The 26006-nt window shown below is 74.5% G+C and carries 23 protein-coding genes; 9 read left to right on the top strand and 14 right to left on the bottom strand.

Features of this window, described 5'->3' with window-relative positions:
• Window positions 1-48: 48 nt before the first annotated feature.
• From AC4MBH_RS11930 to AC4MBH_RS11910, 5 genes are read right to left on the bottom strand one after another with little or no spacing between them, the layout of a single operon-like run.
• On the bottom strand, window positions 49-2004 hold the full coding sequence (locus tag AC4MBH_RS11930; RefSeq protein WP_491795087.1) for a DUF4132 domain-containing protein: 1956 nt from the start codon (window positions 2002-2004) through the stop codon (window positions 49-51).
• Entirely contained in the window at window positions 2001-3215 is a 1215-nt protein-coding gene (gene ilvA, locus AC4MBH_RS11925; protein ID WP_491795086.1) for a threonine ammonia-lyase, read from the bottom strand. Before ilvA ends, AC4MBH_RS11930 begins: the two co-directional genes overlap by 4 nt.
• The gene (locus AC4MBH_RS11920) at window positions 3202-4596 is read right to left on the bottom strand and encodes an AI-2E family transporter (protein WP_491795085.1); all 1395 of its coding nucleotides are present in this window, start codon (window positions 4594-4596) and stop codon (window positions 3202-3204) included. Before AC4MBH_RS11920 ends, ilvA begins: the two co-directional genes overlap by 14 nt.
• Window positions 4593-5912: a glutamate mutase L gene (locus AC4MBH_RS11915; protein ID WP_491795084.1), complete on the bottom strand. Its 1320-nt coding sequence runs from the start codon at window positions 5910-5912 to the stop codon at window positions 4593-4595. The genes AC4MBH_RS11920 and AC4MBH_RS11915 overlap by 4 nt, the downstream gene beginning before the upstream one ends.
• Window positions 5905-7068, bottom strand: a complete 1164-nt coding sequence (locus AC4MBH_RS11910) for a cystathionine gamma-synthase (RefSeq protein WP_491795083.1) — start codon at window positions 7066-7068, stop codon at window positions 5905-5907. Before AC4MBH_RS11910 ends, AC4MBH_RS11915 begins: the two co-directional genes overlap by 8 nt.
• Window positions 7069-7209: 141 nt before the next feature.
• Here AC4MBH_RS11910 and msrA point away from each other — a divergent pair, with 141 nt between their 5' ends.
• Window positions 7210-7860: a peptide-methionine (S)-S-oxide reductase MsrA gene (gene msrA / locus AC4MBH_RS11905; protein WP_491795082.1), complete on the top strand. Its 651-nt coding sequence runs from the start codon at window positions 7210-7212 to the stop codon at window positions 7858-7860.
• 28 nt (window positions 7861-7888) lie between these two features.
• On the opposite strand, the gene AC4MBH_RS11900 is transcribed toward msrA, so the two are convergent.
• On the bottom strand, window positions 7889-8815 hold the full coding sequence (locus tag AC4MBH_RS11900; protein WP_491795081.1) for an imine reductase family protein: 927 nt from the start codon (window positions 8813-8815) through the stop codon (window positions 7889-7891).
• Between the two features lie 84 nt (window positions 8816-8899).
• Between AC4MBH_RS11900 and AC4MBH_RS11895 the strand changes: the two genes are divergently transcribed.
• Window positions 8900-9253 carry a winged helix-turn-helix transcriptional regulator gene (locus AC4MBH_RS11895; protein ID WP_491795080.1) on the top strand — a complete coding sequence of 118 codons (354 nt, stop codon included), beginning with the start codon at window positions 8900-8902 and terminating at the stop codon, window positions 9251-9253.
• A gap of 23 nt (window positions 9254-9276) precedes the next feature.
• Here AC4MBH_RS11895 and AC4MBH_RS11890 read toward each other — a convergent pair whose 3' ends face one another.
• Both AC4MBH_RS11890 and AC4MBH_RS11885 read right to left on the bottom strand, forming a co-directional pair.
• Window positions 9277-10548, bottom strand: a complete 1272-nt coding sequence (locus AC4MBH_RS11890) for an MFS transporter (protein ID WP_491795079.1) — start codon at window positions 10546-10548, stop codon at window positions 9277-9279.
• Window positions 10545-11153 (bottom strand): helix-turn-helix domain-containing protein, encoded by a 609-nt coding sequence (locus AC4MBH_RS11885; protein WP_491795078.1) that lies wholly within the window; start codon window positions 11151-11153, stop codon window positions 10545-10547. The genes AC4MBH_RS11890 and AC4MBH_RS11885 overlap by 4 nt, the downstream gene beginning before the upstream one ends.
• A gap of 112 nt (window positions 11154-11265) precedes the next feature.
• Here AC4MBH_RS11885 and AC4MBH_RS11880 point away from each other — a divergent pair, with 112 nt between their 5' ends.
• The 5 genes from AC4MBH_RS11880 to AC4MBH_RS11860 all read left to right on the top strand — a co-directional run bounded on the left by AC4MBH_RS11880 (window position 11266) and on the right by AC4MBH_RS11860 (window position 15413).
• Window positions 11266-11985 carry a DUF4396 domain-containing protein gene (locus tag AC4MBH_RS11880; RefSeq protein ID WP_491795077.1) on the top strand — a complete coding sequence of 240 codons (720 nt, stop codon included), beginning with the start codon at window positions 11266-11268 and terminating at the stop codon, window positions 11983-11985.
• A 94-nt stretch (window positions 11986-12079) separates the two neighbouring features.
• Window positions 12080-12457 (top strand): YciI family protein, encoded by a 378-nt coding sequence (locus AC4MBH_RS11875; protein ID WP_491795076.1) that lies wholly within the window; start codon window positions 12080-12082, stop codon window positions 12455-12457.
• An 81-nt stretch (window positions 12458-12538) separates the two neighbouring features.
• Window positions 12539-13063, top strand: coding sequence for a SigE family RNA polymerase sigma factor (locus AC4MBH_RS11870; RefSeq protein WP_491795075.1), 525 nt, complete (start codon window positions 12539-12541; stop codon window positions 13061-13063).
• Entirely contained in the window at window positions 13060-14280 is a 1221-nt protein-coding gene (locus AC4MBH_RS11865) for a WD40 repeat domain-containing protein (protein WP_491795074.1), read from the top strand. The genes AC4MBH_RS11870 and AC4MBH_RS11865 overlap by 4 nt, the downstream gene beginning before the upstream one ends.
• A gap of 110 nt (window positions 14281-14390) precedes the next feature.
• Window positions 14391-15413 carry a hypothetical protein gene (locus AC4MBH_RS11860; protein WP_491795073.1) on the top strand — a complete coding sequence of 341 codons (1023 nt, stop codon included), beginning with the start codon at window positions 14391-14393 and terminating at the stop codon, window positions 15411-15413.
• A gap of 11 nt (window positions 15414-15424) precedes the next feature.
• Here the strand turns inward: AC4MBH_RS11860 and AC4MBH_RS11855 are convergent, their stop codons facing one another.
• Entirely contained in the window at window positions 15425-17998 is a 2574-nt protein-coding gene (locus AC4MBH_RS11855; protein ID WP_491795072.1) for an Ig-like domain-containing protein, read from the bottom strand.
• Window positions 17999-18180: 182 nt separating this feature from the next.
• Between AC4MBH_RS11855 and AC4MBH_RS11850 the strand changes: the two genes are divergently transcribed.
• Entirely contained in the window at window positions 18181-19524 is a 1344-nt protein-coding gene (locus AC4MBH_RS11850; protein ID WP_491795071.1) for an ABC1 kinase family protein, read from the top strand.
• A gap of 167 nt (window positions 19525-19691) precedes the next feature.
• On the opposite strand, the gene AC4MBH_RS11845 is transcribed toward AC4MBH_RS11850, so the two are convergent.
• The 4 genes from AC4MBH_RS11845 to AC4MBH_RS11830 all read right to left on the bottom strand — a co-directional run bounded on the left by AC4MBH_RS11845 (window position 19692) and on the right by AC4MBH_RS11830 (window position 22325).
• Window positions 19692-20165, bottom strand: coding sequence for a GNAT family N-acetyltransferase (locus tag AC4MBH_RS11845; protein WP_491795070.1), 474 nt, complete (start codon window positions 20163-20165; stop codon window positions 19692-19694).
• A 17-nt stretch (window positions 20166-20182) separates the two neighbouring features.
• Window positions 20183-20728: a DinB family protein gene (locus AC4MBH_RS11840; protein ID WP_491795069.1), complete on the bottom strand. Its 546-nt coding sequence runs from the start codon at window positions 20726-20728 to the stop codon at window positions 20183-20185.
• 10 nt (window positions 20729-20738) lie between these two features.
• Window positions 20739-21482 carry a VOC family protein gene (locus tag AC4MBH_RS11835; RefSeq protein WP_491795068.1) on the bottom strand — a complete coding sequence of 248 codons (744 nt, stop codon included), beginning with the start codon at window positions 21480-21482 and terminating at the stop codon, window positions 20739-20741.
• Window positions 21483-21545: 63 nt separating this feature from the next.
• A complete protein-coding gene (locus AC4MBH_RS11830; RefSeq protein ID WP_491795066.1) occupies window positions 21546-22325 on the bottom strand; it encodes a sulfite exporter TauE/SafE family protein in 780 nt (259 codons plus the stop codon).
• A gap of 164 nt (window positions 22326-22489) precedes the next feature.
• Here AC4MBH_RS11830 and AC4MBH_RS11825 point away from each other — a divergent pair, with 164 nt between their 5' ends.
• Window positions 22490-23350 carry a cobalamin-binding protein gene (locus AC4MBH_RS11825; protein ID WP_491795065.1) on the top strand — a complete coding sequence of 287 codons (861 nt, stop codon included), beginning with the start codon at window positions 22490-22492 and terminating at the stop codon, window positions 23348-23350.
• Here the strand turns inward: AC4MBH_RS11825 and AC4MBH_RS11820 are convergent.
• Complete coding sequence (locus AC4MBH_RS11820) at window positions 23334-25901, bottom strand: CARDB domain-containing protein (RefSeq protein WP_491795064.1); 2568 nt, start codon at window positions 25899-25901, stop codon at window positions 23334-23336. The two genes, AC4MBH_RS11825 and AC4MBH_RS11820, sit on opposite strands and share 17 nt — an antisense overlap.
• Window positions 25902-26006 lie beyond the last annotated feature (105 nt).

Below are 26006 nucleotides of genomic sequence, written 5' to 3'. Positions count from 1 at the left end.
AGCCGCCGCGGCGAAGCGTAACGGCGGACGGCGACACGTCGGTGGCGCTCAGCCCCCGAGCGAGCGGAGGTCGCGCCGGAGCTCGGCGAGCAGCACCGGCGGCAGGGACCCCAGGGTGACCGGGCCCTCGGGACCGGCGAGCAGCAGGGGTCCGAGCTCGACCTCGGCGGCCCAGTCGCCGACCCAGGCGCCGCCGCGGACCTCGAGCACGGCACCGACGTCGTCGGGCAGGTCGCGGGCGTACGCGGCGACCACTCCCCCGTCGACGATCCGCCGGAAACCGGCCCGCTCGGCCAGCCGGTGCAGCGCGCCGGCGCTGGTGGTGGTGCCGGCGACGTCGGTCAGCCCGGTGGTCTGCGGGTCGACCGGCGGCAGCGCCCCCTCGAGCTGGGCGAACGGCACCGAGACCTCGTAGTCGGCCAGGTGCGTGCGCCAGGCCTCGGCCGTCGCGGGGTCGAGGAGCGCGTCGTGGGCCAGGGTCACGCTCGCGTCGTCACCGAGGGCGGCGAGGTCGACCGGCTCGTCGTCGGCGTCGGTCAGCGTGCCGTCGTCGAGCGGCCGGAAGGTGACGTGGTCGCACCGCCACACCAGGCCGGTCGCCAGCCGGCCCAGCACCGGGTGGCCGGCGACGTCGGAACGCCAGCCCGCGACCGTCCACGCCCGCTGCACCGCCATCGCCTGGCGCAGCCGCCCGGCCTGCGTCCTGGCGGTGGCGGCGACGGTCTTCTTGGCCGCGGCGAGCGTGGCGCGAGCCGCGGCGACCAGCTCGGCGTCGTCGGTGGCGCGGGCCGGTGGCAGCGACGTGCGCGGCTTGCCGCCGTCGTCGGCGACCACGAGGACCTTGAGGTCGGGTTGCAGGACGGCGGTGAACCGGCGCGGTCCGTAGTCGAGGAGCAGGCGTCCGGCGGCGTCGAAGCCGGCGGTGGGCGCGCCGCGGTCGCCGACCTGCTCGACGGTCCAGCCGCGGCGCTGGGCCAGCGCGTCCACCTCGGCCGCGGCGACCCTGCGCACGCTCGCGGAGCCCGACCCGTCGGCGGCCTCGACCAGCGCCTGGACAGCGACCGGGCTGTCGATCCGGGCGAGCAGCCCGACCAGCGCCTGCGCCTGAGTGCCGGCCTGCTTGGCCCGCGTGCGCACGAAGTCGGCGGCCAGCACGGCGGCCGCCTCGCCCGCGCCGAGAGACACCACGCCCAGGACGCCGCGGGCGGCGGTGGGTGCCCCGGCGGCCAGCCACTGGTGCAGCAGCGCGTCGGCCAGCGCGCGGCGGTCGTCGGTCTCGACCTCGCCGACGACGGCCCGCAGCAGTGCGCCGGGCTCGACGGCCTTGGCCTTGACGGCCTGCTGGACCCACGACCGCACGGTCGCGGCCGGCACCTCGACCCCGGTGCCGGTCCACCGCGGCCGCGGCAGCATGGTCGGGTCGAGCCAGGCGAGCGAGGCCGGCAGCGGCTTGGCCGCGGACTTCTCGGCGGCCCGGTCGAGGGCGTCGAGGTCGACGTGGTCGACCGCCCGGTGCCCGTGGGCGACGAGCGCGTCGAGCACCGCGCCGAGGGCCGACTCGTCGGCCTCGGTGCGCGCGGCGTCCGCGAGGGCGGCCACGACGTCCTCGTCGTCGGGGACCGGGGTCGTGGCGAGCCACCCGGCCGCGGCGGCGCGCACCGACGCCGAGCGGTGACCGAGCGCCGTACGGCACCGGGCCGGACGGTCGGGGTGGGCGGCGAGCAGCGTCTGGGCCTCGGCCCGGTCGCCGGTGCGGACGCCGAGGGCGCGCTCCCACGACCACGCCACGACCGGGTCGGGCAGCGGGTCGAGCAGGCTCAGGAGGGCGAACAGCCGGCGCCGCGGGTGCCCGTACCCCGACGGCTGGGTGTCGTAGACCGCGAGCACGACCTCGGCGTGCTGGGCGAGCCAGGAGACGTCGCCCGACCCGGGCCGGCGGGGATCGTGCAACAGCTGGGTCGCCCGGACCGCGGGGTCCTTGGCGCGCAGGCCGAACGGCGTCACTCCAGCACCCGGTAGCCCCGCTCACGCAGCCGGGCCAGCACCAGCTCGGCGTGCGGCGCGCCCCGCGTCTCGAGCTGCAGGTGCACGTCGACCTCGTCGAGCGACAGCGACGGCGAGATGCGCTCGTGGGAGACCTCGAGCACGTTGGCGCCGGTGCCGCCGACCTCGCCGAGCAGCCGGGCCAGCCCGCCGGGCGCGTCGGGGATGACGACCTGCAGGTTGAGGTAGCGCCCCGCCGCGGCCATGCCGTGCTGGATCACCTTGCCGAGCAGGATCGGGTCGATGTTGCCGCCGGAGAGCACCGCCACCGCCGGCGTGCGGTACGCCGCGGGGTCGGCGAGCAGCGCGGCGACGGCCGCCGCGCCGGCGGGCTCGACGACCATCTTGGCCCGCTCGACCAGGGCCAGCAGCGCCCGCGACATCGCGTCCTCGGAGACCGTGACGACCTCGTCGACGTGGTCGCGGACCGCGGCGAAGGTGAGCTCGCCGGGCATCCCGACCGCGATGCCGTCGGCCATGGTCTTCATCGAGGTCAGCGGCACGGGGGCGCCGCTCTGCAGCGAGCCCGGGTAGGCGGCGGCGCCCTTGGCCTGCACCCCGATCACGCTCACCTCGGGCCGCAGCGCCTTGATCGCCACCGCGACCCCGGCGAGCAGGCCGCCTCCCCCGGTCGGCACGACCACGGTCTCGACGTCGGGCACCTGCTCGAGGATCTCCAGGCCGACCGTGCCCTGCCCGGCCATCACGTCGACGTGGTCGAAGGGGTGGATCAGCACGGCGCCGGTCTCCTCGGAGAAGCGGCGCGCCGCGCCCAGGCAGTCCTCGAGGTAGCCGCCCTCGAAGACCACGTCGGCGCCGTAGCCCCGGGTCGCGTTCTCCTTGGGGATCGGCGCACCCTCGGGCATGAAGACCGTGGCCTTGATGCCGAGCCGCTGGGCGGCGAGGGCGACACCCTGGGCGTGGTTGCCGGCCGAGGCGGCCACGACGCCGCGGGCGCGCTCGGCGTCGGAGAGCCGCGCGATCCGCACGTAGGCGCCGCGGGCCTTGAACGAGCCGGTGCGCTGGAGGTTCTCGCACTTCAGCCACACCGGGCCGCCGATGAGCGCCGACAGCCAGCGCGACTCCTCCATCGGGGTCGTGATGGTGACCCCGTCCAGCAGGGCGCGGGCCGCCTGGATCTCGCGCAGGCCGACCTGCTCAGGCGGGGTCATCGACGTCCCCGACGGGCGCGGTCTCCTCGCGTTCCGCGTAGTCCTCGGCCAGCTCCTCCTCCGGGTCGGCCCCGGGCTCGGTGTGGGCGGCGAGGTGCTGGGCGACCGCGTTGACCGCGGCGACCAGCGGGACGGCGACCAGCGCGCCCGCGATGCCGGCGACGAGGACGCCGCCCGCGATCGCGAGGATCACGCCGAGCGGGTGCACCGAGACCCAGCGACCCATCAGGAACGGCTGCAGCACCTGGCCCTCGACCTGCTGCACGCCGACCACCACGGCCAGCATGATCAGGGCGGTGATCGGGCCCTGGTCGACGAGCGCGACCAGCACGGCGACGCTGCCGGCGATGGTGGCGCCGATCATCGGGATGAAGGCGCCGAGGAAGACCAGCACGCCGATGGCCAGCACGAACGGCACCTGCAGGATCGCGGCGCCGATCATGATGCCGATCGCGTCGACGGCGGCCACGATCACCGTGGCCCGCACGAACTGCACCAGCGAGATCCAGGCCACCCGGCCCGAGCTGTCGACCCGGGCGCGCGCGGAGCGCGGGGCCAGGCGCACGATCCACGACCAGATCCGGTCGCCGTCGGCGAGGAAGAAGTACGTCGCGAACAGCACGATGAAGAACGACGCCAGGACGTGGCCCAGCGCGCTGCCGACCGAGGTGGCCTGGCTGAACCAGTCGGTCGAGGAGGTCCGCGAGGTGATGGCCTCCTGCGCCTGCTCGATGTAGTCGTTGATCTGTCCGTCACTGGCGTGGAGGGGACCGGTCTTGAGCCACTCGCGGACCTCGTCGAGACCCTGGACCGTCGAGTCGGCCAGGTCCTGCGCGCCGCTGGCGACCTGCTGCCCGGCAAAGGTCAGCAGCAGCCCGACGAAGCCGAGCAGCCCCACCACCACGACGATCGCCGCGACGCTGCGGGGGAACCCGACGCTGCGCATCCCCTGCACCCCGGGACTGGTCAGCGCGGCGATGAGCAGCGAGATCGCGATCGGCAGGGTGATCAGGGCGAAGAAGGAGACCAGGTAGAGCAGCACGTAGCCGGCGGCGCAGATGACCAGCAGCCGCCAGCCCCAGGCGGCGGCGAGCTCGACGCCTGCCGGGACCGAGGAGTGCGAGCCCGCGGGCGTCGCGTCGGAGGCGTAGCGCGAGGGCGGCAGCGGGACCGTCTCGTGCCGGCGCTCCTCGCGCATCTGGGCCCACTGCGCCGCGATCCGGGCGAGCACCCGCTCCTCGTGCTCGCGCTCGGTCGTGCGGTCCTCCTCGTCGCGGGGCGACCGGTGGCGCCGGCCGAGCCGACGGCGCTCGTGCTCGGCTGCGCGCTCGGCGACCTGCTCCGGGCCGGTCTCGGCCGCCTCGCGCTCTGGTGGGGTCACGCGGTCAGCCTAAGCAGCGACCTCGCCAGGCGGCACGCCACGTCGGGGTGTGCCGCGGCCAGCAGCCCGACGGCGGCCAGCACGTAGTCGCGGTCGACCACCACCCGCGCCCGCTCGGGCAGCTGCCAGCCCCCCGGCACCACCCCGAGGCTGTCGGCGAGCACCCGCTCGGCGACCCCGGGCCGGCCGTGTCGCAGCACGCCGCCCGAGGCCACCACCAGGCCCACCTCGCGCAGGTCGGTGCCGGAGCGCTCGACGACGCGGCCCTCGGGTCCCACCACGACCCGGGACCGCCCGGCGTGGCGCCGCAGCGCCAGTCCGGTGGCCGCCCGGGCGATCGCCTCGTCGTCGTCGCGGTCGCCGTCGGTCGTCGGCAGGTACGACGGCTGCTCGGCGCGGGCTCGCGCGGCCGCCTCGAGCTCGGGTCGCTCGGCGGACTCGACGGTCGTGAGCGCCGACCAGCGCATGCCGAGGTCACCCTCGACGGTCCGGGTGACGGCGGTGGGGGCCACGACGTCGCGCGCCAGGCCGGCGTCCTCGGGGTCGAGCTCGACGACCGAGTGCACGTCGGTGGTGGCGCCGCCGACGTCGACGACCACGACGTCCTGGCCGTGCTCGCGGGCCAGCACCTCCACGCCGGTGAGGACGACGTCGGGGGTCGCGCCGCGCACCATCTCGACGAACCCGCCGCGCCGGCTCAGGCCCTTGCCGCCGATCACGTGGGCGAGGAAGACCTCGCGGATCGCCGACCGGGCGCTGTCGGGGTGCAGCACGCCGATCTGCGGGACGACGTTGCCGGCCACCACCACGGGCAGGCCGGCCAGCACGGCCGTCACCTCCTCGGCGGCGTCGGCGTTGCCGGCGACGACGACCGGCCCCCGCCAGCCGCAGGCGACCAGCCCGCGGGCCGCGGCCAGGATCACCTCGTCGTTGCCGCCGTCGGTGCCGCCGGTGAGCAGCACGACGTCGGGCTCGGCCAGGTCGTCGAGGCCGAGGCCGGTCTCACCCGCGGCTGCCACGACGGCGACCACCTTGCCGCCGCTGGAGAGCGCCACCCGGCGTCCGGCCTCGGCGGTGACCAGCTCCTCGTTGCCGACCACGGCGATGCGCAGGCCCCCGCCGGCGCTCGAGCAGGCCAGCACCGGGACACCCTCGGCCCCCAGCGCGGCGACGCACGCGTCGACACCGTCGAGGACGTCGGTGTCGACGGTCGTGCGGTGCTCCGCGTGTCCGACGACCTGCGCGGCGTCGAGGTCGACGAGGGTCGCCTTGGTGTACGTCGAGCCGACGTCGACGCAGACCCGCCGCTCACCCAAGTGCGCGGTCCAGGTCGGCGATCAGGTCCGAGGCGGTCTCGATGCCCACCGAGAGCCGCACCAGGTCGGCGGGCACCTCGAGCTCGGTGCCGGCGACGCTGGCGTGGGTCATCCGTCCGGGGTGCTCGATCAGCGACTCGATGCCGCCGAGCGACTCCGCGAGGGTGAAGATCGACGTCCGCTCGCACACGGCGAGCGCCTGCGCCTCGCCGCCGGCCACCCGGAACGCGACCATGCCGCCGTACCGCTTCATCTGGCGGGAGGCCACGGCGTGGCCCGGGTGCTCGGGCAGACCGGGGTAGATCACCTGCGTGACCGCGGGGTGCCCGGCCAGGAACTCCACGACGGCCTCAGCGTTGTCGCAGTGCCGCTCCATCCGCACCGCCAGCGTCTTGAGCCCGCGGTGGGTGAGGAAGGAGTCGAACGGACCGGGCACGGCGCCGATGGCGTTCTGGTGGAAGGTGAGCTGCTCGGCCAGGTCGAGGTCGCGCACGACGAGGGCACCGCCGACGACGTCGGAGTGCCCGCCGACGTACTTGGTGGTCGAGTGCACGACGACGTCGGCGCCGAGGGTGAGCGGCTGCTGCAGGTAGGGCGAGGCGAAGGTGTTGTCGACGACCAGGCGCGTGCCGGCGTCGTGGGCGACGGCGGCGAGCGCCTCGATGTCGCCGATGTTGAGCAGCGGGTTGGTCGGCGTCTCGAGCCAGACCAGCCTGGTGCGGCCGGGCTGGATCGCGGCCCGGACCGCGTCGACGTCGGTCACCGCGGCCGGGGTGTGCTCGATGCCCCACGCCTGCTCGACCTTGTCGAAGAGCCGGAACGTCCCGCCGTAGGCGTCGTCGGGCAGCACGACGTGGTCGCCCGGGCGGCAGGTGGCCCGCACCAGCGTGTCCTCGGCGGCCAGGCCGGAGGCGAACGTGAAGGCCCGCTCGCCCTCCTCCACCGCCGCGAGCGCCCCCTCGAGCGCGGTGCGGGTGGGGTTGGCCGAGCGGCTGTACTCGTAGCCGCCGCGCAGGCCGCCCACGCCGTCCTGCTTGTAGGTGGAGGTGGCGTAGATCGGGGGGATCACGGCACCGGTGGTCGGGTCGGGCTCGTAGCCGGCGTGGATCGCACGCGTCTCGAAACCGGACTTCTGGGGGCTCACCTGCTCGCTCACCGTTCGAGGGTAGCCGCGCCCCGCGGACCCTCCGCCCCCGCTGTCACCTCCCCGTCACCTCTTCGTGCGGGGTGGCTGGAACGAAGCGTCTACCGTCGTGGTTGTACGGGGTGCCACTCCCCAGCCCGCCAGGAGGCGACTGTGTTCTTCACCCGCAAGTCCGAGATGATCTCCCCCGACGCCGCCCTCCCGGGCCGCGCGTCCGACCCGTTCCAGCGCCGCGACACCCACCTCGTGCTCGGCACCCCCGTCGTCACCGACGAGGTGCCCGAGGGTCACGAGGTCGCCGTCTTCGGCCTGGGCTGCTTCTGGGGTGCCGAGGAGATCTACTGGCAGAAGCCGGGCGTCTGGTCGACGTCGGTCGGCTACGCCGGCGGTTTCACCACCCACCCGTCGTACGAGGAGGTGTGCAGCGGCCGCACCGGCCACACCGAGGCCGTGCGCATCGTCTTCGACCCCGCGGTCGTCTCCTACGCCGACCTGGTCAAGACGTTCTTCGAGGTCCACGACCCCACCCAGGGCATGCGGCAGGGCAACGACGTCGGCACGCAGTACCGCTCGGCGATCTACTGGACCACGCCCGAGCAGGAGCAGACCGCTCGCGACCTGACCAAGGTCTACGGCGACGAGCTCGCCCGCCGCGGTCTCGACGAGATCACCACCGAGGTCCGCCCCGCCGCCGAGACGCCGTACTACTACGCCGAGGACCTGCACCAGCAGTACCTGGCGAAGAACCCGAACGGCTACCGCTGCCACGCCAACACGGGCGTCGCGTTCCCCGAGACGGACTGAGCCTGGGCGGTCGGGGCTCGGCACCTTCTCACGCCTGGTGGTGCCCCGGCCCGACCGCTCCCCGGGGTCCGAAGTCCTCGGCGACGACGTCCCAGTCGGTGCTGCCGGGCACCCGTGACAGCGCGCGCGCCGAGGCGTCGCGCACCTGTTGGGCCAGCCCCGGGGCGATCCCGGCCTGGCTGCTGGTGGCGACGATGTGGTCGAGGAAGGCCAGGCACATGTCGAGGCGCGCCTCGCCGCCGTCCCACGTGCGCCGCTCGACCGCCGTGGTGAGGCCGGCGAGCGAGCCGCCCAGGGTCGCGACGATGCCCTCGGCGTAGGGCAGGAAGCGGCTCGGGGAGATCCCGTGGGCCGAGGCGAGCGCGCCGGCGTGCAGGAAGGCGTACATGCCGGCGAAGTAGACGTCGAGCATCGCCAGGTCGAGGGCGGGCGGGACGGCGTGGTCGGTCCCGGTCGGGTCGGTCGCCCCGCCCAGTGCTCGGTGCAGCGGCGCGAGCGCGGCGACGTCGTCCTCGGCGCCGGCGTACAGGACGAGGCAGTGGTCGGTGCCCACCATCGACGTCGGCACCATCACCGCCCCGGTCACGTAGCGCAGGCCCAGCGCCGCGGCGCGGGCGGCCGTGCCAGCGGCCTCGTCGGGCGTCCCGGTCGAGACGTTGAGCACCACCTGCCCGTCGAGGTGCGGCGCGACGGTCTCCAGGACGTCGCGGGCCGCGTCGTGGTCGCGCACGCAGACCACGACCGCCTGCGTGCCGGCGACGGCCTCTCGTGGTGAGCCGACCACCCGGAGCAGGCCGGCGTCAGCGCCCCCGGCCGGGTCGACCAGGGACCGCGGCGTGCGGTTCCAGGCGTGGGTGGGGTGCTCGGCAGCGGCCGTCGTACGGGCGATCGCGGCGCCCATCGCGCCCAGGCCGAGGACCGCGACGGAATACGGGTGGTGGGTGTCGTTCTTCATGTCCACGATGGTCGAGGGAGCCGAGGTGCGGGTCCAGTACGCACTTCCAGGTGCGTACCGCTCCCGGACGAGTGGAGGTGTGCGGTGCCCGAACGAGATCTCGAGTGCGGCGTGAACGTCGTGCTGGGCCTCATCGGCTCGAAGTGGAAGCCGACGATCCTGTGGCGGCTGGCCGAGGGCGACCACCGCTTCGCCCAGCTGCGGCGCGCGGTGGGAGGCATCTCGGAGAAGGTGCTCACGGCGCAGCTGCGCGAGCTGGAGCAGGCGGGGCTGGTCGCGCGGGAGGCCTATCCCGGCTTCCCGTTGCGTGTGGAGTACCGGCTCACCGACCACGGAGCCGAGCTCAACGGCCTGCTCGACCCGGTGGCGCAGTGGGGCGATCGGTACGCCGACGCGGGCAGCACGCCGGTCCCGGGCCGTGCTGGTCCGGCGTACTGAGACCGGCCGGCCCGCACCCGCGGCTACCGCTGCCGAGGGGTCGACAGCGGCGCGGCCGCCGGGGCTCGCTCGCGCTCGGCTCGCAGCGCCGGCAGGTAGAGCAGCACCCCGACACCCGAGAGGGCGCCGAGCACGGCGACGCTGGTGGCCAGCGAGGTGACCCCGGCGAGGAGGCCGGCGAGCGGCGCGGCCGCGGCGAAGACCGCGAAGCTCACCATCGAGCCGAGCGAGAGGACCGTCGCGCGGTTGGCGGCCTCGGCCTGCCGGTGCACGAGCGACCCGTGCAGCGGCCCGCTGCCCCCGAAGAGGCTGTACGCCGCGAGGTAGGCGAGGACGACCCCGGCGGGACCCGTCGCCAGGCCGATCGCCACGACGCCCGTCGCCATGGCCAGGTGGGTGCCCATGGCCGCCCTCGCGACGCCGACCCGTGCGGAGAGCCAGCCGCCGACGGCGGCGCCCCCGGCGTAGACCGCCCACCCCGCGGCCGCGACGGGGCTCATCAGCGCCCCGGCCTCCGCCTCGCTGCCCAGGAGCTCGGCGAGCCGGAGCGGCACGAGGCTCTCGAAGCCGACCATCGACAGCGCGATCGCGGCTTCCGCGCCGAGGAGGGCGAGCAGCACGGTGTCGGCCCGCGCGAGCCCCAGCCCGGACCCGACCACGCGCGGTGCCGCCAGCACGCTGGCGAGCGCCGAGGAGCGGTGCTCTCGGGGCGGTTCGCGCAGCAGGGCCACGACGGCGACGAGGTGCACGACGCTGAGGACCAGGCTGACGACGAACGGCAGCCGCAGGGCACTGCCCGGCAGGGGGTCCCAGAGGACCAGCCCGCCGGCGACGAGCGCACCCGCCGCGAGCGAGGCACCGACCACCGTCCCGGCACGTGAGAGCTCCTGGTCGACGTCGGCGCCCGGACGGGAGTGGTGCACCGTGTCGACGTACCAGGCCTCGAGGGGGCCGGAGTCGAGCGCGCGGAAGACGCCCTGCACCACCATGGCGAGCGCAAAGGTCCAGAACGACGCGGCGAGCAGGTAGAGCGCCATGGAGACCGCCCCGGCCACGGCCGCCGCGACCAGCACCGGACGACGTCCGAACGCGTCGGCGAAGCCGCTGGTCGGCAGCTCGAGCAGCAGGATCACGACCCCCTGCACGGCGGCCAGGGTGAGCACCTGGGTGACCGTCAGCCCCTGCTCCAGCGGCCACAACGAGAACAGCGCCACGGTGAGGCCCACGGGCAGCCACCGGGTGGCCGTGAGCAGCCAGTAGACGCGGCGGGCGGCGCCGGGCGGGAGGGCACTCACCGGTCGCGCCCCTGCTCCACACCAGTGGTCGCCACGGTGCCGGGTCGCGGGAACACCGCCAGCTGGACGACGACGGGTGCGGTGTCGTCGGTCCCGGCGGACTCGTCGTCGGTCTCGTCGACCAGCGCCTCGAGGGCCTCCATCAGGGCGCGCGCACGGGCCGGGGTCAGGCGCACCTCCCAGTCGGAGAGCGCCGAGGCCTCCCGCCACCGCGCGGGGAGCAGCTCGCGCTCCTCGACCGCCCGCTGCACCTGCTCGGCCTGCACGACCGCCACGGCCTGGAGGAACGCGCCGACGGCGTCGCGCGCGGCGTCGTCGGACTCGCTGCCCGGCCCGCCGAACTCGGTGGAACGGTGCGCCGCCCGCCACCACCGCTCGCGGCCGAGACCGGCGCGGGCGCCGTCGACGTCGTCCTCGATGTAGCCGTACCGGGCCAGCTGCCGCAGGTGGTACGACGTCGCCCCGGTGTTCAGCCCCAGCCGGCCGGCCAGGGACGTCGCCGTGGCCGGGCCCTCGGACCGCAACAACCCCAGCATCCGCAACCGCACCGGGTGCGCCAGCGCCCGCAGGCTCTCCGGCCCCGGGGTCACCCTGTCTCCCGTCACCCCGCGGAGCCTAGATGACAAAGACTTCTTTGCACAGAGTCGTTTGTCGTCTTCGGGATGCGCCTGCATACCCCCAGGGGGTATGGTGTCGCCCACCACCCGAGGAGGACCCATGGACACCCACACAGCACCCGACAAGCACGACGAGCACGACGAGCACGACGAGCACGACGAGCACGGCGGGCACGGCGGGCACGGCGGGCACACCGACGGCGGGCTCGGTCGACTGGCGGCCAGCGCCACCCTCCACTGCCTCACCGGCTGCGCGATCGGTGAGGTGCTGGGGCTGATGATCGGCACGGCGATCGGCCTGTCGACCGGCGCGACCATCGCCCTGGCCGTCGGCCTCGCGTTCCTGTTCGGCTTCGCGCTGTCGACCCTGCCCCTGCTCGGCGCCGGCCTCGGGCTCGGCGCCGCCCTCCGCGTCGTGGTCGCCGCCGACACCCTGTCGATCGCCACCATGGAGCTGGTCGACAACGCCGTGATGGCCGCCATCCCCGGTGCCATGGACGCCGGCCTGGTCAACCCCGTCTTCTGGCTCGGCATGAGCCTCGCCCTGGCCGTCGCCTACGCCGCCGCCTACCCGGTCAACCGCTACCTGCTCGCCCGCGGCAAGGGCCACGCCCTCACCCACCGCTACCACGCGGGCCACGGCGAGCACGGCAGCGAGGGCGGGCCGGGCCGGCCCCGGCGCTGGGCCACCATCAACACCGCCGCCCTGGCCGTCGCGATCGCGGCGTTCATGCTCGGCGGGTTGACCGTCTCGGTCGCCGACGAGCTCGAGGGCGACGACGACCCCTCCCAGCACGGCTCGACGACGAGCGACCACTGAGATCGGACGCCGGAGACTGTCGTATCCGGGAGTCGCCGTTCGTGGTGACGGTGGAGGCTGACCACCGGGGTCCGCGCCGACAGGAGGAGCGAGCATGGCCGAGTACCTGTTGTACTTCAACCAGCAGTGGGTGGGCGACCACACCGAGGAGTGGTTCCGCGGGCGGAGCGCCCCGGCGATGGCGGTGGTCCAGGAGATGCGGGACGCGGGCGTCCACGTCTTCTCCGGCGGACTGGAGGAGCCCGACGAGGGCGCCCTCGTCCACGCCGCCGACCCCACCAGCGGGTCCGTGGTGGTCACCGACGGGCCGTACGTCGAGTCCAAGGAGTACCTCGGCGGGTTCGCGATCGTCGACGTGCCCGACGACGAGACCGCCACGAGGTGGGCGGGCCGGATCGCGGAGGCGTGCGGGTGGCCCCACGAGGTCCGCAAGTTCAAGCCCCGACCCCGGCCTCAGCCCCCGGCGCCGTAGCCGGGGCGTAGCGGTGCGGACCCGCCGACCGGGCGGGAAGTCGCCCCAACCTTTCCGACCCGTGCGAGCGTTGCTCCTTCGATGAGGGTCGGGCCGGGTGAGGAGAGCACGGAGAGCGCGGAGTTCACCGCCTGGGCGGTGGGCGCCGAGCGCTCCCTGCTGCGCACCGCCGTGCTGCTCACCGGCGACCTGCACCGGGCCCAGGACCTGGTGCAGGAGGCGATGGTCAAGGTTGCGATGCGGTGGCCGCGGCTCCGCGACGGCCACCCCACGGCGTACGCCCGCACGATCGTGGCGCGCGACAACGTCTCGTGGTGGCGCCGCCGCCGTCACGAGGTGTCCGTCGACCCGGCGGACTCCCACGACCTGGCGGGGGTCTCCACCGATCCCGTGACCGCCCTGGTCGTACGCCGCGCCCTGGCGCGGCTGACCCCCTCGCAGCGGGCGGTGGTCGTGCTCCGCCACCTCGACGACCTGACCGAGCGGGAGACCGCCGACGTGCTGGGCGTCGCCGTCGGCACCGTGAAGAGCCAGAACCGCGCCGCCCTCGCCCGGCTGCGCGACGGCGCGCCGGAGCTGCTCGACCTGATCGGAGGCACATCGTGAACCACGACGACGACCTGCACGAGGTCCTCGACCGCGCCACCGACGCCGTCGAGCCGCTCGGGCTGGCGACCCGCGCGCTGGCGACCGCCCGACGGCGACGTGCGCGGCGCCGCGGCGTGGTCGCGGGGGTCGCCTCCGCCGCCGCCGTGGTGAGCGTGGTGGTCGCGATCCAGGGTGCCGCCGGGACGACGCAGGTCGGTCCCCGGTCGCCGGGGTCCGCATCCTCGACCTCGGGCCCCGGTCCGGTCGACCGGCAGGTGGCGGTCGCGCCCGAGATCGACCCCGACCGGATCCAACCGCAGTGGGACCCCCGGGGCGTGGAGGGTCTCCCGGTCCTCGACCTCGGCGTGCCCCGCGTCCTGCCCGTCGCGACCGGCGGGACGGTCGCCACCGCGGTCGCACTGCTCCACGGCGACGAGGAGGTGCTGCTCGTCGGCGCCGACGGCGCCCAGGCGCCGCTCGACCTGCCCGACGGGCTGGGGTCCTCCCGCTCGCTCGCGCTGTCCCCCGACGGCCGGCGCGTCGCGGCGACCGGGGTGGGTGGGTTCTTCTGGCGCGACCTCGCCACCGACGACTGGCGGCAGGTCGACGTACCCGGGCACGTGCTCGACGTCGCCGAGATCACCTGGTTGCCCGACGGCCGCTCGCTGGTCGTGCGCGACCACGGACCGGGTGTCCGCGTCGACCTCGCCACCGGGACCACCACCTCGCTGCCCGAGCTCCGGGACCACGTGTCGTGGGACGCCGACCCCGACGGTCGACTCACCTACCAGGCGCGCACACCGGGCTCCGTGCTGGTCAGCGCGCTGCCCGACGGCAGCACCGTCGAGCTCGACCGCGGACCCCTCGAGGGCATCACGGGCTTCGCGCTGTCGGGGACCACGCTCGCGGCGACCCGGACCGACGTCGTCGCGCGCCACCCACGACGCGCCCGCCACGACGTCGACGGCCTGATCGCACTGGACCGCGCGACGCTCGCCACCCGGGCGCTGCTGCCGGTCCCCCACGACGACGGTGCGCACGACACAGACGGCGAGGGGCTCCGTCCCGTCTCGTGGCTCGACGACGACACCGTGCTGTTCGAGGTCCAGCCCACCGACAACCCCAAGCGCTACCTGGTCGCGTGGGACGTGGAGACCGGCGACCTGTCCCGCATCGCCTGCTGGCCAGCGACGTACGGCGTCACCTTCGCCGTGGACCTGCTGGCCCGGCGGTGAGGACGCCGGCTGCGGCTCGGGCTGCCGGCGTCCTCGCACTCGTGCTCGTGCTCGCGACGGGCACCGCCTGCCAGGGTCCGCCGCGGGCCGACCCGCCGGTCGACGCACCAGTGACGACGCCACCAGCGACGCCCGTGGCGGTGCAGCGGCTGCTCGACGGCGACCTGGCCGACCTGCCGCGCCTGCGCACGCGACTCCCCCGGACGGTGCCCGCCGAGCCCGACGACGTGCCTTCGCTGCTGGCCGACCCTCCCGGCCGGGCGCTGCTGGCCTACCACCCACCCGAGGGCTTCGGTGACGAGCCCGGGTGGGACGGCGAGGCGATCCTCTTCCTCGTCCGCGACGGGCGATGGCTGCGCCTGGGCCTCGACGAGCTCGGCCTGCCCGAGGACTCCTGGACGGGTCCCGACACCTACGGGTCGGGCTCGCTCTCGCCCGACGGACGCTGGTGGGCCGGCCGCTCGCGTCAGGGCGTCGTGCTGCTCGACCTCACCACCAGGGAGCACACCGTGGTCGACACCGGGACCGACTGGGTCTCCGAGGTGCGCTGGCGGGCCGACAGCAGCGGCTACCTCGTCGCCGACGGGAACGGCGGACGCAGCCAGCTCGTGACCGTGCCGGCTCTCGACGTGGTCGAGCTCCCCTACCGGTTGTCGCGAGTGGGCCTCGAGCCCGACGGCACGGCGCTGTCGCTGCGTCGCGAGCGCGTCGGGGTGGCCACCCTCACCGAGCACGTCGGCGACGAGCACGTGGCCCGAGATCGGCTCGCCATCCCCGGACTCGGCCGCGGTCTCACCCGACACTGGGGCATCTCCCCCACCAGGGGGCGGTTCGTGGTCGGCCACCAGCCGCGTCTTCGGAGCTTCCGGCGCGTCGACCTCGTCGTCGTCCACACCGAGACCGTCCAGGTCGAGCAGGTGCTCCGCTTCGACAACCGCGACCACACCGTCCGGCAGTGGTCCTGGCTCGACCCCGAGACGCTGCTGCTGCACGTCGCGGACGGACTGCTCGCCTGGCGGCCCGCCGAGGCCCGGCTGCTGCGCGTCCTCGACGTGCCTCCGGCCGCTCCGGACCGCTACTGGACGCTCGACGTGGCCGCCGCCGGCGTCCTTCCTCGAGCCCGCCCGGCCTGACGGCCCGCGGGCTACCTGGTGAGCCGGTAGGTGTGCGTGGCGGTGCGGGCGGCGTACTGCCGGTCGCCGGCGTAGCGCGCCGTGACCTCGAGCGCCGCGGCGCGGGGCAGCCGGGCGATCCGGAACGTCGCCACTCCCCGGGTCAGCGTGGCGGTGAGCCGTCGCGAGCCCACGGTCGCGGTGACCTTGCCGGTCGCCGCGACGCCGGCGACGGTGCGCACCGCGACCTTGACGACGCCGGGACGACCGCGCTGGAGGGTGCCGGCGGAGAAGCCCAGCCGAGAGGCCGACCTGGCCACCCGGAGCGGGGTCGGCTCCGAGGCGGCCGGCTCGTACAGGTCGTCACCGACGTAGACCGCCGTCAGGCTCGCCGCCCCGGCACGGCCCGGAGTCCACGAGACCGTCGCCGTGCCGTCGGGCCCGAGCGGGGCCGCTGCGACGACCTCGCCGCCGGAGGTCAGACCCACGACGCCCGTGGGCGTCGCGCCCATCTGCCCGGTCGCCACGATCGTCGCCGTGGTCCGGGTCCCGCGGGTGGCGGCCTCGGGTGCGACGAGCCACAGCCCGGCGGTCCGGGCGATGGTCTCGACCTCGACGGTCACCGTCGCGTCGCCACCCTGACCGTCGGAGACCGTGACGACGAAGGTGTCGGCGCCCGACCGGGCCGACGGCGTGTAGGTCAGGGTCAGACCCTGGTGCTCCACCGAGCCGTGCTCCGGTGTGCCGACCTGGCTGATGGTGACGACGTCGCCGTCGCGGTCGGTGACTGCGAGCGTCGCGCGCACCGGCGACCCGGCCGTGGTGCGCAGCCGCGGCGTGCTGGTGATCGTGGGTGCGTCGTTGACCGGCGTCACCGTGACGGTCGCCGACCCGGTGGTCGTCGCGGTGCCGTCGGAGACCGTCCAGGTGAAGGAGTCCGTGCCGTGGAAGTCGGCGGCCGGGGTGTACGTCGCCTGCGCCCCGACCAGCGTCACCGACCCGTGGGCGGGTTGGGTGGCGAGGGCGTGGGTCAGCGGGTCGCCGTCGGGGTCGCTGCCGGTCAGCGTGACGGTCACGGCCCGGTCCTCGGCCGTGGTCGCCGAGACGGGTGTCGCGGTCGGGGCCTCCTGCCGAGCAGTGACGGCGACCGACACGGTGGCCGGCTCCGACGTCGCGCCTGCGGGGTCACGGGCGGTGAAGGTGAACGCGTCGGGGCCGGTGTAGCCCGTCGTCGGCGTGTACGTCGCGGTGGCTCCGTCGAGCGTGACGGCGCCGTGCGCGGGCGGTGAGGCGACGGCGTACGTCAGGGCGGTGTCGTCGACGTCGGAGGCCGTGAGGACGACCGAGGTCGCGGTGCCCCGCGGCGTGGTGGCGTTGGCAGCCGAGGCGATCGGGGCGTCGTTGACCGCAGTGACGGTGACCCGCACGGTGGTGCCGGCCGTGCCGCCGCGGCCGTCGGAGACGGCGACCCCTACCTCGTCGGTGCCGGCGTAGTCAGCGGCCGGGGTGTAGGTCAGCGTCGAGCCGGTCACGCGGGCCGAGCCGTGCGCGGGCAGCGTGGCGACCGACCAGGTGAGCGGGTCGCCGTCGGCGTCGGTGGCGCGCAGGGTCGCGGTCGTCGCGGTGTCCTCGGCCGTCGAGGCGGTGACCGCGGTGGTCGTGGGCGCGGTGTTGGTCGGAGCGCCGCCACCGGGCAGGGTGTCGCTGCCCGAGGTACTCCCGCAGGCCGGCCCCAGCCCGACGCCGTCGCCGTAGATGGTGCGGACCCACTCGGGGTGGTCGATGAACGGGTTCCGGTTGTGCTGGTAGACGTCGTCGACCAGGTCGTTGCGCGCCCGCTCGCGGTCGTCCGGCGGGTCGGCCAGCGACCAGGAGACGAGCGTCGAGAGCTTGCCGAGGTTGGCCGGTCCCGAGTCGTTGCAGGTCCGGTCGTTCATCTTGAAGTCGGGCCACTGGTCGTCGCCGTCGTAGCGGACCGCCATGTAGAACAGGCCGCGGGCGAGGTCGCCCTTGACCGCGTCGCGCGGCTCGAAGGAGTCGGAGTCCCTCGTGCACAGCGAGCAGAGCGGCACGGCGGACCCGGACTGCACGGTCTCGTCGAAGTCGAGGTTGCCGCGCGAGGAGTTGGTGGTGGCGAACTCCGGGCGCATGTGGTGCAGGTCGGTCCCGGGCCCGGCCGAGGTACCGAAGTCGCCCTTGCTCTGCGGCCAGGTGTGCTCACGGTTCCACGAGCCCGAGGGGCAGGACGCCTGGCACTTGTTGCTGGCCGCCACGCTCGTCCCGGCGTAGAAGTCGATGATGTTGGCGCTGTTGGCCGGGTCGCGGTCGGTCACGTCCATCGCGGTGTACACGGTCGCGTAGGACACCGCGGTGTGGCCCTTGATGATCTCGTGGAGCCGGTCCGCCAGGTCGGCGCCGACGAGGCCCGCGGTGCCGGTGTAGTACGTCGCCGGGTCGTGCGGCGCTCTGGCGGCCACCGCCGTGGGGCCTCGGTCGTCGGCCCGGTCGGCAGCCCGTGCGGCCGGCGGTGCGACGCCGACGGCGAGCACCGTCCACCCCAGGGCGGCCGCGGCGACCATCGCGGTCAGGCGACGCAGAACGGGCATGCAGCAGCTCCTCCAGGACGACGGGGTGACCGGGCGAACCTAGTGGCTCGGGGACCCCGTGGACGACGAAGCGCCGAACGAGCCCGAGATGCCGTCTGCGAGCCACGGAGGGCTCACCCCAGGTCCACCTGCGGTCCACCGGGGGTGAGCCCGCGCAGACCCCTGGCTGGAACACTGGAGGCATGGCCGACCTCCCTCGCAAGGCCGCAGCGCGGACCGCCCGCCTGGCGGCGCTCCCGCTCGGCTACGCCGGCCGCAAGACCATGGGCCTGGGCCGGCGGATCGGCGGCGCGCCGGCGGAGACGGTGCTGTCCGACATCCAGCAGCGCACGGCCGAGCAGCTGTTCCGGACCCTGGGCGAGCTCAAGGGCGGCGCGATGAAGTTCGGCCAGGCCCTCTCGGTCTTCGAGGCCGCGCTGCCCGAGGAGGTGGCCGGCCCCTACCGCGAGCAGCTGACCAAGCTGCAGGACTCCGCTCCCCCGATGCCGACGCAGACGGTGCGCGACATCCTCGCCGCCGAGCTCGGCGCCGACTGGAAGGACCGGCTGGTCTGGCTCGACGGCGGCCCGACCGCGTCGGCGTCCATCGGCCAGGTGCACCGCGGACGCTGGCACGACGGGCGCGAGGTCGCCGTCAAGGTGCAGTACCCCGGCGCCGGCGAGGCGCTGCGCTCCGACCTGCGTCAGCTCGCCCGGCTGGGCCGCACCATCGGGCCGCTGTTCCCCGGCATCGACGTCAAGCCGCTGATCACCGAGATGCAGGCCCGGGCCGAGGACGAGCTCGACTACGCGCTGGAGGCCGAGGCCCAGCGGGTCTTCGCCCGGGCGTTCGCCGACGACCCCGACATCGACGTCCCCGACGTCGTCGAGGTCGGGGAGACGGTGCTGATCACCGAGTGGATGGAGTCACCGGCCTCGCTGGCCCAGGTGATCGCCACCGGGACGCAGGAGGAGCGCGACCACTACGGCGGCCTGCTGGTGCGCTTCCTGTTCTCCGGTCCGGCCCGCACCGGGATGCTGCACGCCGACCCGCACCCCGGCAACTTCCGCATCATCCCGGACGCCGACGGCAACCCGGGCCGACTCGGCGTCCTCGACTACGGCGCCGTCGCCCGGCTGCCCGAGGGCCGGATGCCCCCGGCCATCGGCACCCTGATCCGGCTCGCCGCCACCGGCGATGGCGAGCTGGTCGTCGCCGGCCTGCGGGCCGAGGGGTTCATCCGCGACAAGATCGACCTCGACCCCGAGCTGCTCATGGACTACCTCGGCGCCTTCGTCGAACCGACCCAGGTCGACCGCTTCCGGTTCACCCGCGAGTGGATGCGCGAGCAGTTCGAGCGGATCAACAACCCGCGCGCCCCCGCCTACACCGTGGCGGTCAAGCTCAACCTGCCGGCGTCGTACCTGCTCATCCACCGCACCTACGTCGGCAGCCTCGGCATCCTGGCCCAGCTCGAGGCCGAGGCGCCGTTCCGCGACGTGCTGACCGAGCTGCTGCCCGGCTTCGCCGAGCCGGTCGAGGGTTGAGCCGGGGTCGGGGCGGCGGGGTGAGATTTCACCGGTTCACCGGGGATCTCTGAACTTTCCGGGTAATGCATTGCCTGGGAAGTTCAGACATCCCCGGTCCGCCGGTGAAATCTCGCCACCCGCTCGCCACCCCGCACCCGCCCACACCCGCAGCCCCGCCACGCCCATCACCCCAGCACGAGGTGCATCACGTGCAGACCGACCCGCCCGTGGGCGCGGGAGTCGAACGCCCCCGGCACGGTCCCGACGATCGTGAACCCGAGGCTCTGCCACAGCCGGACAGCGGCGGTGTTGGTCTCGACGACGGCGTTGAACTGGATGGCGGCGTAGCCCTGGTCGCGGTGCCACTGCACGACGTGCTCGCCGAGGCGGCGTCCGACGCCTCGGCCGCGGGCGGCGGTGTCGACCATGAACGAGGCGGTGCCGACGTGGCTGCCGCGGCCGGGCCGGTTGGGCCCCATGGTGGCGCTGCCGAGCACGCGGCCGTCGTCCTCGAGCACGACGGTCACCCCCGGTGGCGCCATCGTCCAGAGCGCCCGCGCCTGCTCGCTGCTGAGGTCGAGGGGGTAGGCGTAGGTCTCGCCGGCCTCGACGACGTCGCGGAAGATCGGCCAGACCCGGGGCCAGTCGTCCGGCGTCATCGGCCGGATCGTGCCCGTCACTCCCCGGTGGTCCCGTCGACGGCCTCGCGGACGAGGTCGGCGTGGCCGTTGTGCCGCGCGTACTCCTCGATCATGTGCAGCAGGATCCAGCGCAGCGTGATCTCGCCGCCGGCGCGGGGGCGGCGTACGGCGACGGTCTCGACGCCGCCCTCGGCGAGCGCGGCGTCGATGTGGGTGTCGGCGGCGGCGACCATCGCGTCGTGGAGGGCGTGCAGCTCGGCGGGCTCGTGGTCGACCGCCGTCTCGAACTCCCAGTCGGGCGTGGCGTCCCAGTCGATGCCGGCGAACGGCTCGGCGTCGGGGGTGCCGGCCAGGGTGACGCAGAACCACCAGTCCTCGACGAGGGCGAGGTGCTTGACCAGCCCGGCGAGCGTCAGCGTCGACGGCGGGTGGGCGGTCGCCAGCTGCTCCCGCGTGAGCCCGCGGGTCTTCGTGCGGAGGGTGTCGCGCTGGTAGTCGAGGTAGGCGCGGAGCATGGTCGCCTCGTCGGCGGCGTACGGCGGGTCGGTGCGCTCGGGCACAGCAGGCTCGGTCGTCGTCATCACGACGACGCTAGCGACCCGGGGGCATGCTGTCGTCCGGGATTCGCGGCACCCGGTCGGTGACGCAGTACGCCGTCCCGGCCGGGTCGGCGAGGACCGTCCACTGCCGCCCCTCCCGGACGCGGGTGGCACCGAGCGCGACGTGGCGCGCGACCTCGGCGGCCCGGTCGTCGGCCGACAGGTCGAGGTGGAACCCGGGCGGGCGCTCGTCGTCGAGGCGCTGCAGGAGGAGGCGCAGCGGGCCCGGTCCGTCGAGCCGGCGGAACTCCGGCGAGGTGGTCGCGGTGGGTGAGAAGCCGGTCAGCTCCTCCCAGAAGTCGCGTTCGCGGTCGAAGGACGACGGCCCGACGTCGAGGCACACCTGGTCGACCTGTGACCGGCCACCGGGCCAGGCAGCGGGCGAGGACGGGCGGGACGCGCCGTCGTCGACGAGGCAGAGGACCAGTCCGGCGGGCGAGCGCACCACGACGTACCCGTGGTCGGCGAGCTCGGTGGCGCCGAGCGCCGTCGCCCGGTCGGCGGCGGCGCGCGGGTCGGGCACGTGCAGGTCGAGGTGGGTGCCCGACGGTCCGGAGGCGACCCGCTGGACCCGCAGGTGGCCGTCGCCGTCGGGCGGGACCAGCGTGGCGAACTCGTCCTCGTCGCCGCGCCACGGGGAGACCTGGTAGCCGGTCACGCCGGCCCAGAAGTGCACGCCGCGGTCGAGGTCGCGGGCCGTGAGGTCGAGGAACGCGGTGACCCAGGACGCCGTCATGCCGACGCCGCCGGCCGGTCGACCTCGACGGGGATCCTCATGGGGCCACGGTAGCCAGCGCGGTCACCACAGGCCGATCACACCGCCGCCGATCCGGACGACGAACGCGCCGACCACCGCGATGAAGAACCAGCGCACGAACCCGGCGCCGCGCGCGACCGCCGTACGCGCCCCGAGGTAGCCGCCGACGACGTTGGCGGCGCCCATCACCAGCCCGACGTGCCACAGCACCGCGCCCTGCGGGATGAACACGCACAGCGCCGCCAGGTTGGTGGCCCAGTTGGCCAGCCGGGCCTTGGCGCTGGCCTCGAGGAAGCCGTAGCCCATCAGCCCCACCAGCGCGAAGACCAGGAAGCTGCCGGTGCCGGGGCCGAGGGCGCCGTCGTAGAAGCCGATGATCAACCCGGTCAGCATCGCGACGCCGGTGTGCCGCCGTCCGCTGAACCGCAGCTCGGTCTCGCCGCCGAGGTCGGGCTTGAGCAGCACGTAGGCGCCCACGCCGACCAGGACGACCAGCACCATCGGGTCGAAGGCACTGCGCGGGATCAGGGACGCGACCAGCGCGCCGGCCACCGACCCGGTGAACGCCAGGGCCATCAGCGGCAGGAAGGTGCGGGGGTCGGGGCGCACGCGACGGTAGTAGGTGATCGAGCTGGTCGTCGTGCCGCAGATCGAGGCGAGCTTGTTGGTGGCCAGCACCTCCACCGGGCTCGCCGACGGCAGCCCGAGCAGCAGCGCCGGCAGCTGCACCAGCCCACCCCCGCCGACCACCGCGTCGACGTACCCCGCCGTCACCGCCGCCAGCGCCAGCAGCGCGAGCACGGTCAGGGACGGCTCGGGCACCCGACAACCCTAGGGCGGCCGGTGGTCGGCCCGAGGGAGTGGTCTCGAGACGGCCGTGGCCGGCCTCCTCGACCAGCGTCGGTCGCGGTGACGGTGGTTGAGGAAGGCGCGCTAGCGCCTGTCTCGAAACCACCACCCGGCCATGCACGCCCTACGGTGACCCGGTGCGGATCGTCTCCCTGCTGCCCTCGACCACCGAGATCCTGTTCGCCGTCGGCGCGGGCGACGACGTGGTCGGGGTGACGTTCGAGTGCGACCACCCGGCACAGGCCCGCGAGCGGACGATCGTGTCGAGCACGTCGCTGCCGTCGGGCCTCACACCCGCCGAGATCGACGCCCACGTCGCGGCGGCGGTTTCCCGCGGTGAGGACCTCTACCGGCTCGACGAGGGCGCGCTCGCCGGGCTCGACGCCGACCTGGTGGTGACCCAGGATCTGTGCGCGGTCTGCGCGGTCGACGTCTCGGTCGTCGACGACGCGCTGGCCCACCTGGGCTGCACGGCCGAGGTGGCGACGTTCGACCCGCACACGGTCGAGGAGGTGCTCGAGTCGGTGCTCACTCTCGGGGCGGCGGTGGGCCGGGCCGACGAGGCCGACGCCCTCGTCGCCTCGCTGCGCGCCCGCCTCGACGTCGTACGCCGCGGGGTCGGCGCCGGCCCGCGGCCGCGGGTCGTGGTGCTGGAGTGGACCGACCCGCCGTACGCGCCGGGCCACTGGATCCCCGAGATGGTCGAGCTCGCCGGCGGCGAGTGCGTCCTCGGGGCCGCGGGCGAGAAGTCGGTGCGGGTGCTCTGGGACGCCGTCCACGACGCGCGGCCGCACGTCGTGGTGGTGGCGCCGTGCGGCTACGACCGGGCCGGCGCCCAGGCGCAGGCCGAGGCCCTGGTCGCCGCCGGCCTGCTGCCCGACGGGGTGCACGTGCACGCCGTCGACGCCGACGGGATGTGGGCGCGCCCCGGCCCGCGGATCGTCGACGGGGTCGAGGAGCTGGCGACGGTGCTCGCCGGGGTCAGCGTGGCAGGGTGAGCGTCCCGTCCACGGTGGACGTCAGCACGTGCGTGCTGTCGTTGGCGTCGACGTAGGTCACCGACCCGCTGCACGTGAACGTCCAGGTCCCCGACCCCGGGGCGGTCTCCTTGAACCCGTAGCGCTGGCTCGGCGAGGTGCCCGGCACCTTGGGCTCGCACTCGGGCATGAAGGTGAACCACTGCTTCACCTCGTCGGTGGTGTCGAAGCAGGTCACCTCCTCGTGCAGCGTGCGGGTCACGTCGAGGGCGAGCAGCGTGGAGAGGTCGAGCGTCCCTCGCTGCGGGTCCTTGACCGCGAAGCCGTCCCCGTCGGGGATGACGCCGCTCCCGACCTGGGTGATGACGGTGTGGACATCACCGCAGCCCTGCGGGGCGTCCCGGTACCAGGTGTGGTGCTCCTCCTCGCTCACCTGGTACGACGACCCGGGGGCGCTGACGTACTGGCCGGGGCGCCGAGGGTCGGCGACCAGCCCCAGGCTGAGGCTGCCGCTTCCCTTCTCGTGGCCGGTGAACTCGTCGCCGCCGTAGTCGTCGGTCCAGGTCCAGGAGACGTTGGCGTTGCCGCAGACCGGGGCGACCCGGGCAGCCGGTGACGTGGCGAGGTCGGGGGACGCGGTCGTCGTCGGGCAGCCGCAGGTGGCGCTGCCCCGCAGGACCGGCTCGAAGCTCACCGCCTGCTCCAGGTCGGCGTTGGAGAAGATCAGCACGAGGTCGACGACCCGCCGGGTGCCGTCGTCGATGCACAGCACCGTGATGGCCTCCTCGAGCTCCTTGACCGCGAACGTGCCGTCGTCGTAGGTGATCACCGCGCGCACGGTGGCGTCGGGGTTGGCCGCCTGGTCGTTGACGACCTCCAGCTCCTTGACCTTCTCGTCGAGGGGGACGAAGGCGTACTGGTTGGCCAGGTGCTTGACCGGCACCGTCGGCTCGCCGGGTGCGCCGACCGTGACCGGGATCTGCCCCGAGAGCTTGGCGCCGTCGGGCAGGCCGTCCCACCTCGCGAAGTCCTCGACCGGCGCCCGGTTCCACGCTGAGAGGGCGAACTCGTCCCAGGTGGCCTCGAAGCCCCCTGGCAAGGCGTGGTCGACCGCCTCCTTCGGTCCGCGGGTACCCACGGCGTCCCAGACGTGCTTGACGAACGACGGGTGGGTCCGTCGGACGACCCACTGGGTGAAGAGGTAGTCGCCGTAGTCGTGGTGCACGGGTGGCTTCGACACGTCCAGCGGCACACCGGGGAACTCGAGGTACTCGTCCGCCGCGCCGTGCTCGGTGTCGTCGGGGCCGAGCCCAACGCCGTACGCCGGGTCGGTGACGTAGTCCTGCACCCACTGCCCCGTCATCTCCTGCACCCACTTGTAGTCGTTGCAGTCCTGGGCCATCGGGAACGCGAACTGGATCGCGTGCATCACCTCGTGGGCGAGGTAGGGGTCACCGGCGGTCCACCCGACCCGGGAGGGGTCGCGGGGGAACAGGATGTGGGCCGAGGTGCCGTCATCGCAGGACCCGTCGGCGTACGTCGTCGCCGTGCGCGCGTCGACCAGGGTGATGTCCATGCCGTCGCTGCCACCGTCGCAGGGCCCGTCGTCGTCGGGGAGAGGACCGCGGCCCATCAGGCCGGTGAGGGCCGGCAGGATCTTGCCCTCGAGCAGCTGCAGGTAGTGGCCGGCGGTGACGGCGTCCCCGGGGTTGTCGGCGAGCCACCAGATGCGGACGGCGCCGTCCACCGAGTCGACGTGGTCCCAGGTCTCGTAGAGCGGCTCCACGCCGTCGCCGCCCAGGCACCACGGCGCGTCCAGCGCTCGACCGGCCGACGAGGGCGCCACCCGGGACGCCGCGGCGGCCCCCGGGGACCAGTGGCTGCCGGCGTAGAAGGGCGGCACCAGGAACGGCCGGACCGTCCGCTGCGTGGCCCGGGTGAGCCCGTGCCACTGCTGAGCGGCGTCAGCGAGCGCCCCGTGGCCCAGCGACTCGGCCGGACCCCGGTAGCGCACCGGCAGCCGCGGGTCGCCGTAGTCGGAGAAGACCTGGTAGACGAGACCCTGCTCGGCGGTGATCCGGCCGGCGGCGACGTCGGCCTCGATGAGGTCGTGGCTCGAGGGACGCTCGACCACGGTGACGCGCCGGGTCGCGCGGCAGTTGTTGCCCTCCCTCGGCTCCTTGACCTTGCGGCCGGCGTCGGCGCAGACGAGCAGGTAGTAGCGCCCGGGCGTCGCCGACATCGGCACGGTCACCCGGGTGGTCGTGCGCGACGTCCGGCCACGGGGCAGCCGCGGCAGCACCCGCGCCGGCCGCAGGGCGACGTCGCCGCCCACGCGCCGGTCGCGGGAGAGCCGGAAGGCGAGCGTCGACCGCCCCGCCGTGGCCCGGCCGGAGTTCCGCACGTTCGCAACTACGGTGACGGCGTCTCCTTGCCGCACCTGCGCCGGAGCGCTCGCGGCGGAGACCACGAGGTCGGCGCGCGGCCGGGGCGAGCCGGCGTCGACCGGTGCCGGGACGAGCCCGGAGAGCAGGAGGGACGAGACGACCAGGACGGTCAACGGCGTACGCACGAGGTGGAACTCTGCGGCCGGGCCGCCTCCGCCGCCAGTTTTTTTCCACCGCAGAGTGGGCGTCCCCGCGACGGTGGCCGTCACCTGCGACTCCCGGCGCCGCCG

The sequence above is a fragment of the Nocardioides sp. WJ219 genome (assembly GCF_058559815.1).
This window is presented reverse-complemented; position numbering and strand designations above follow the sequence as displayed.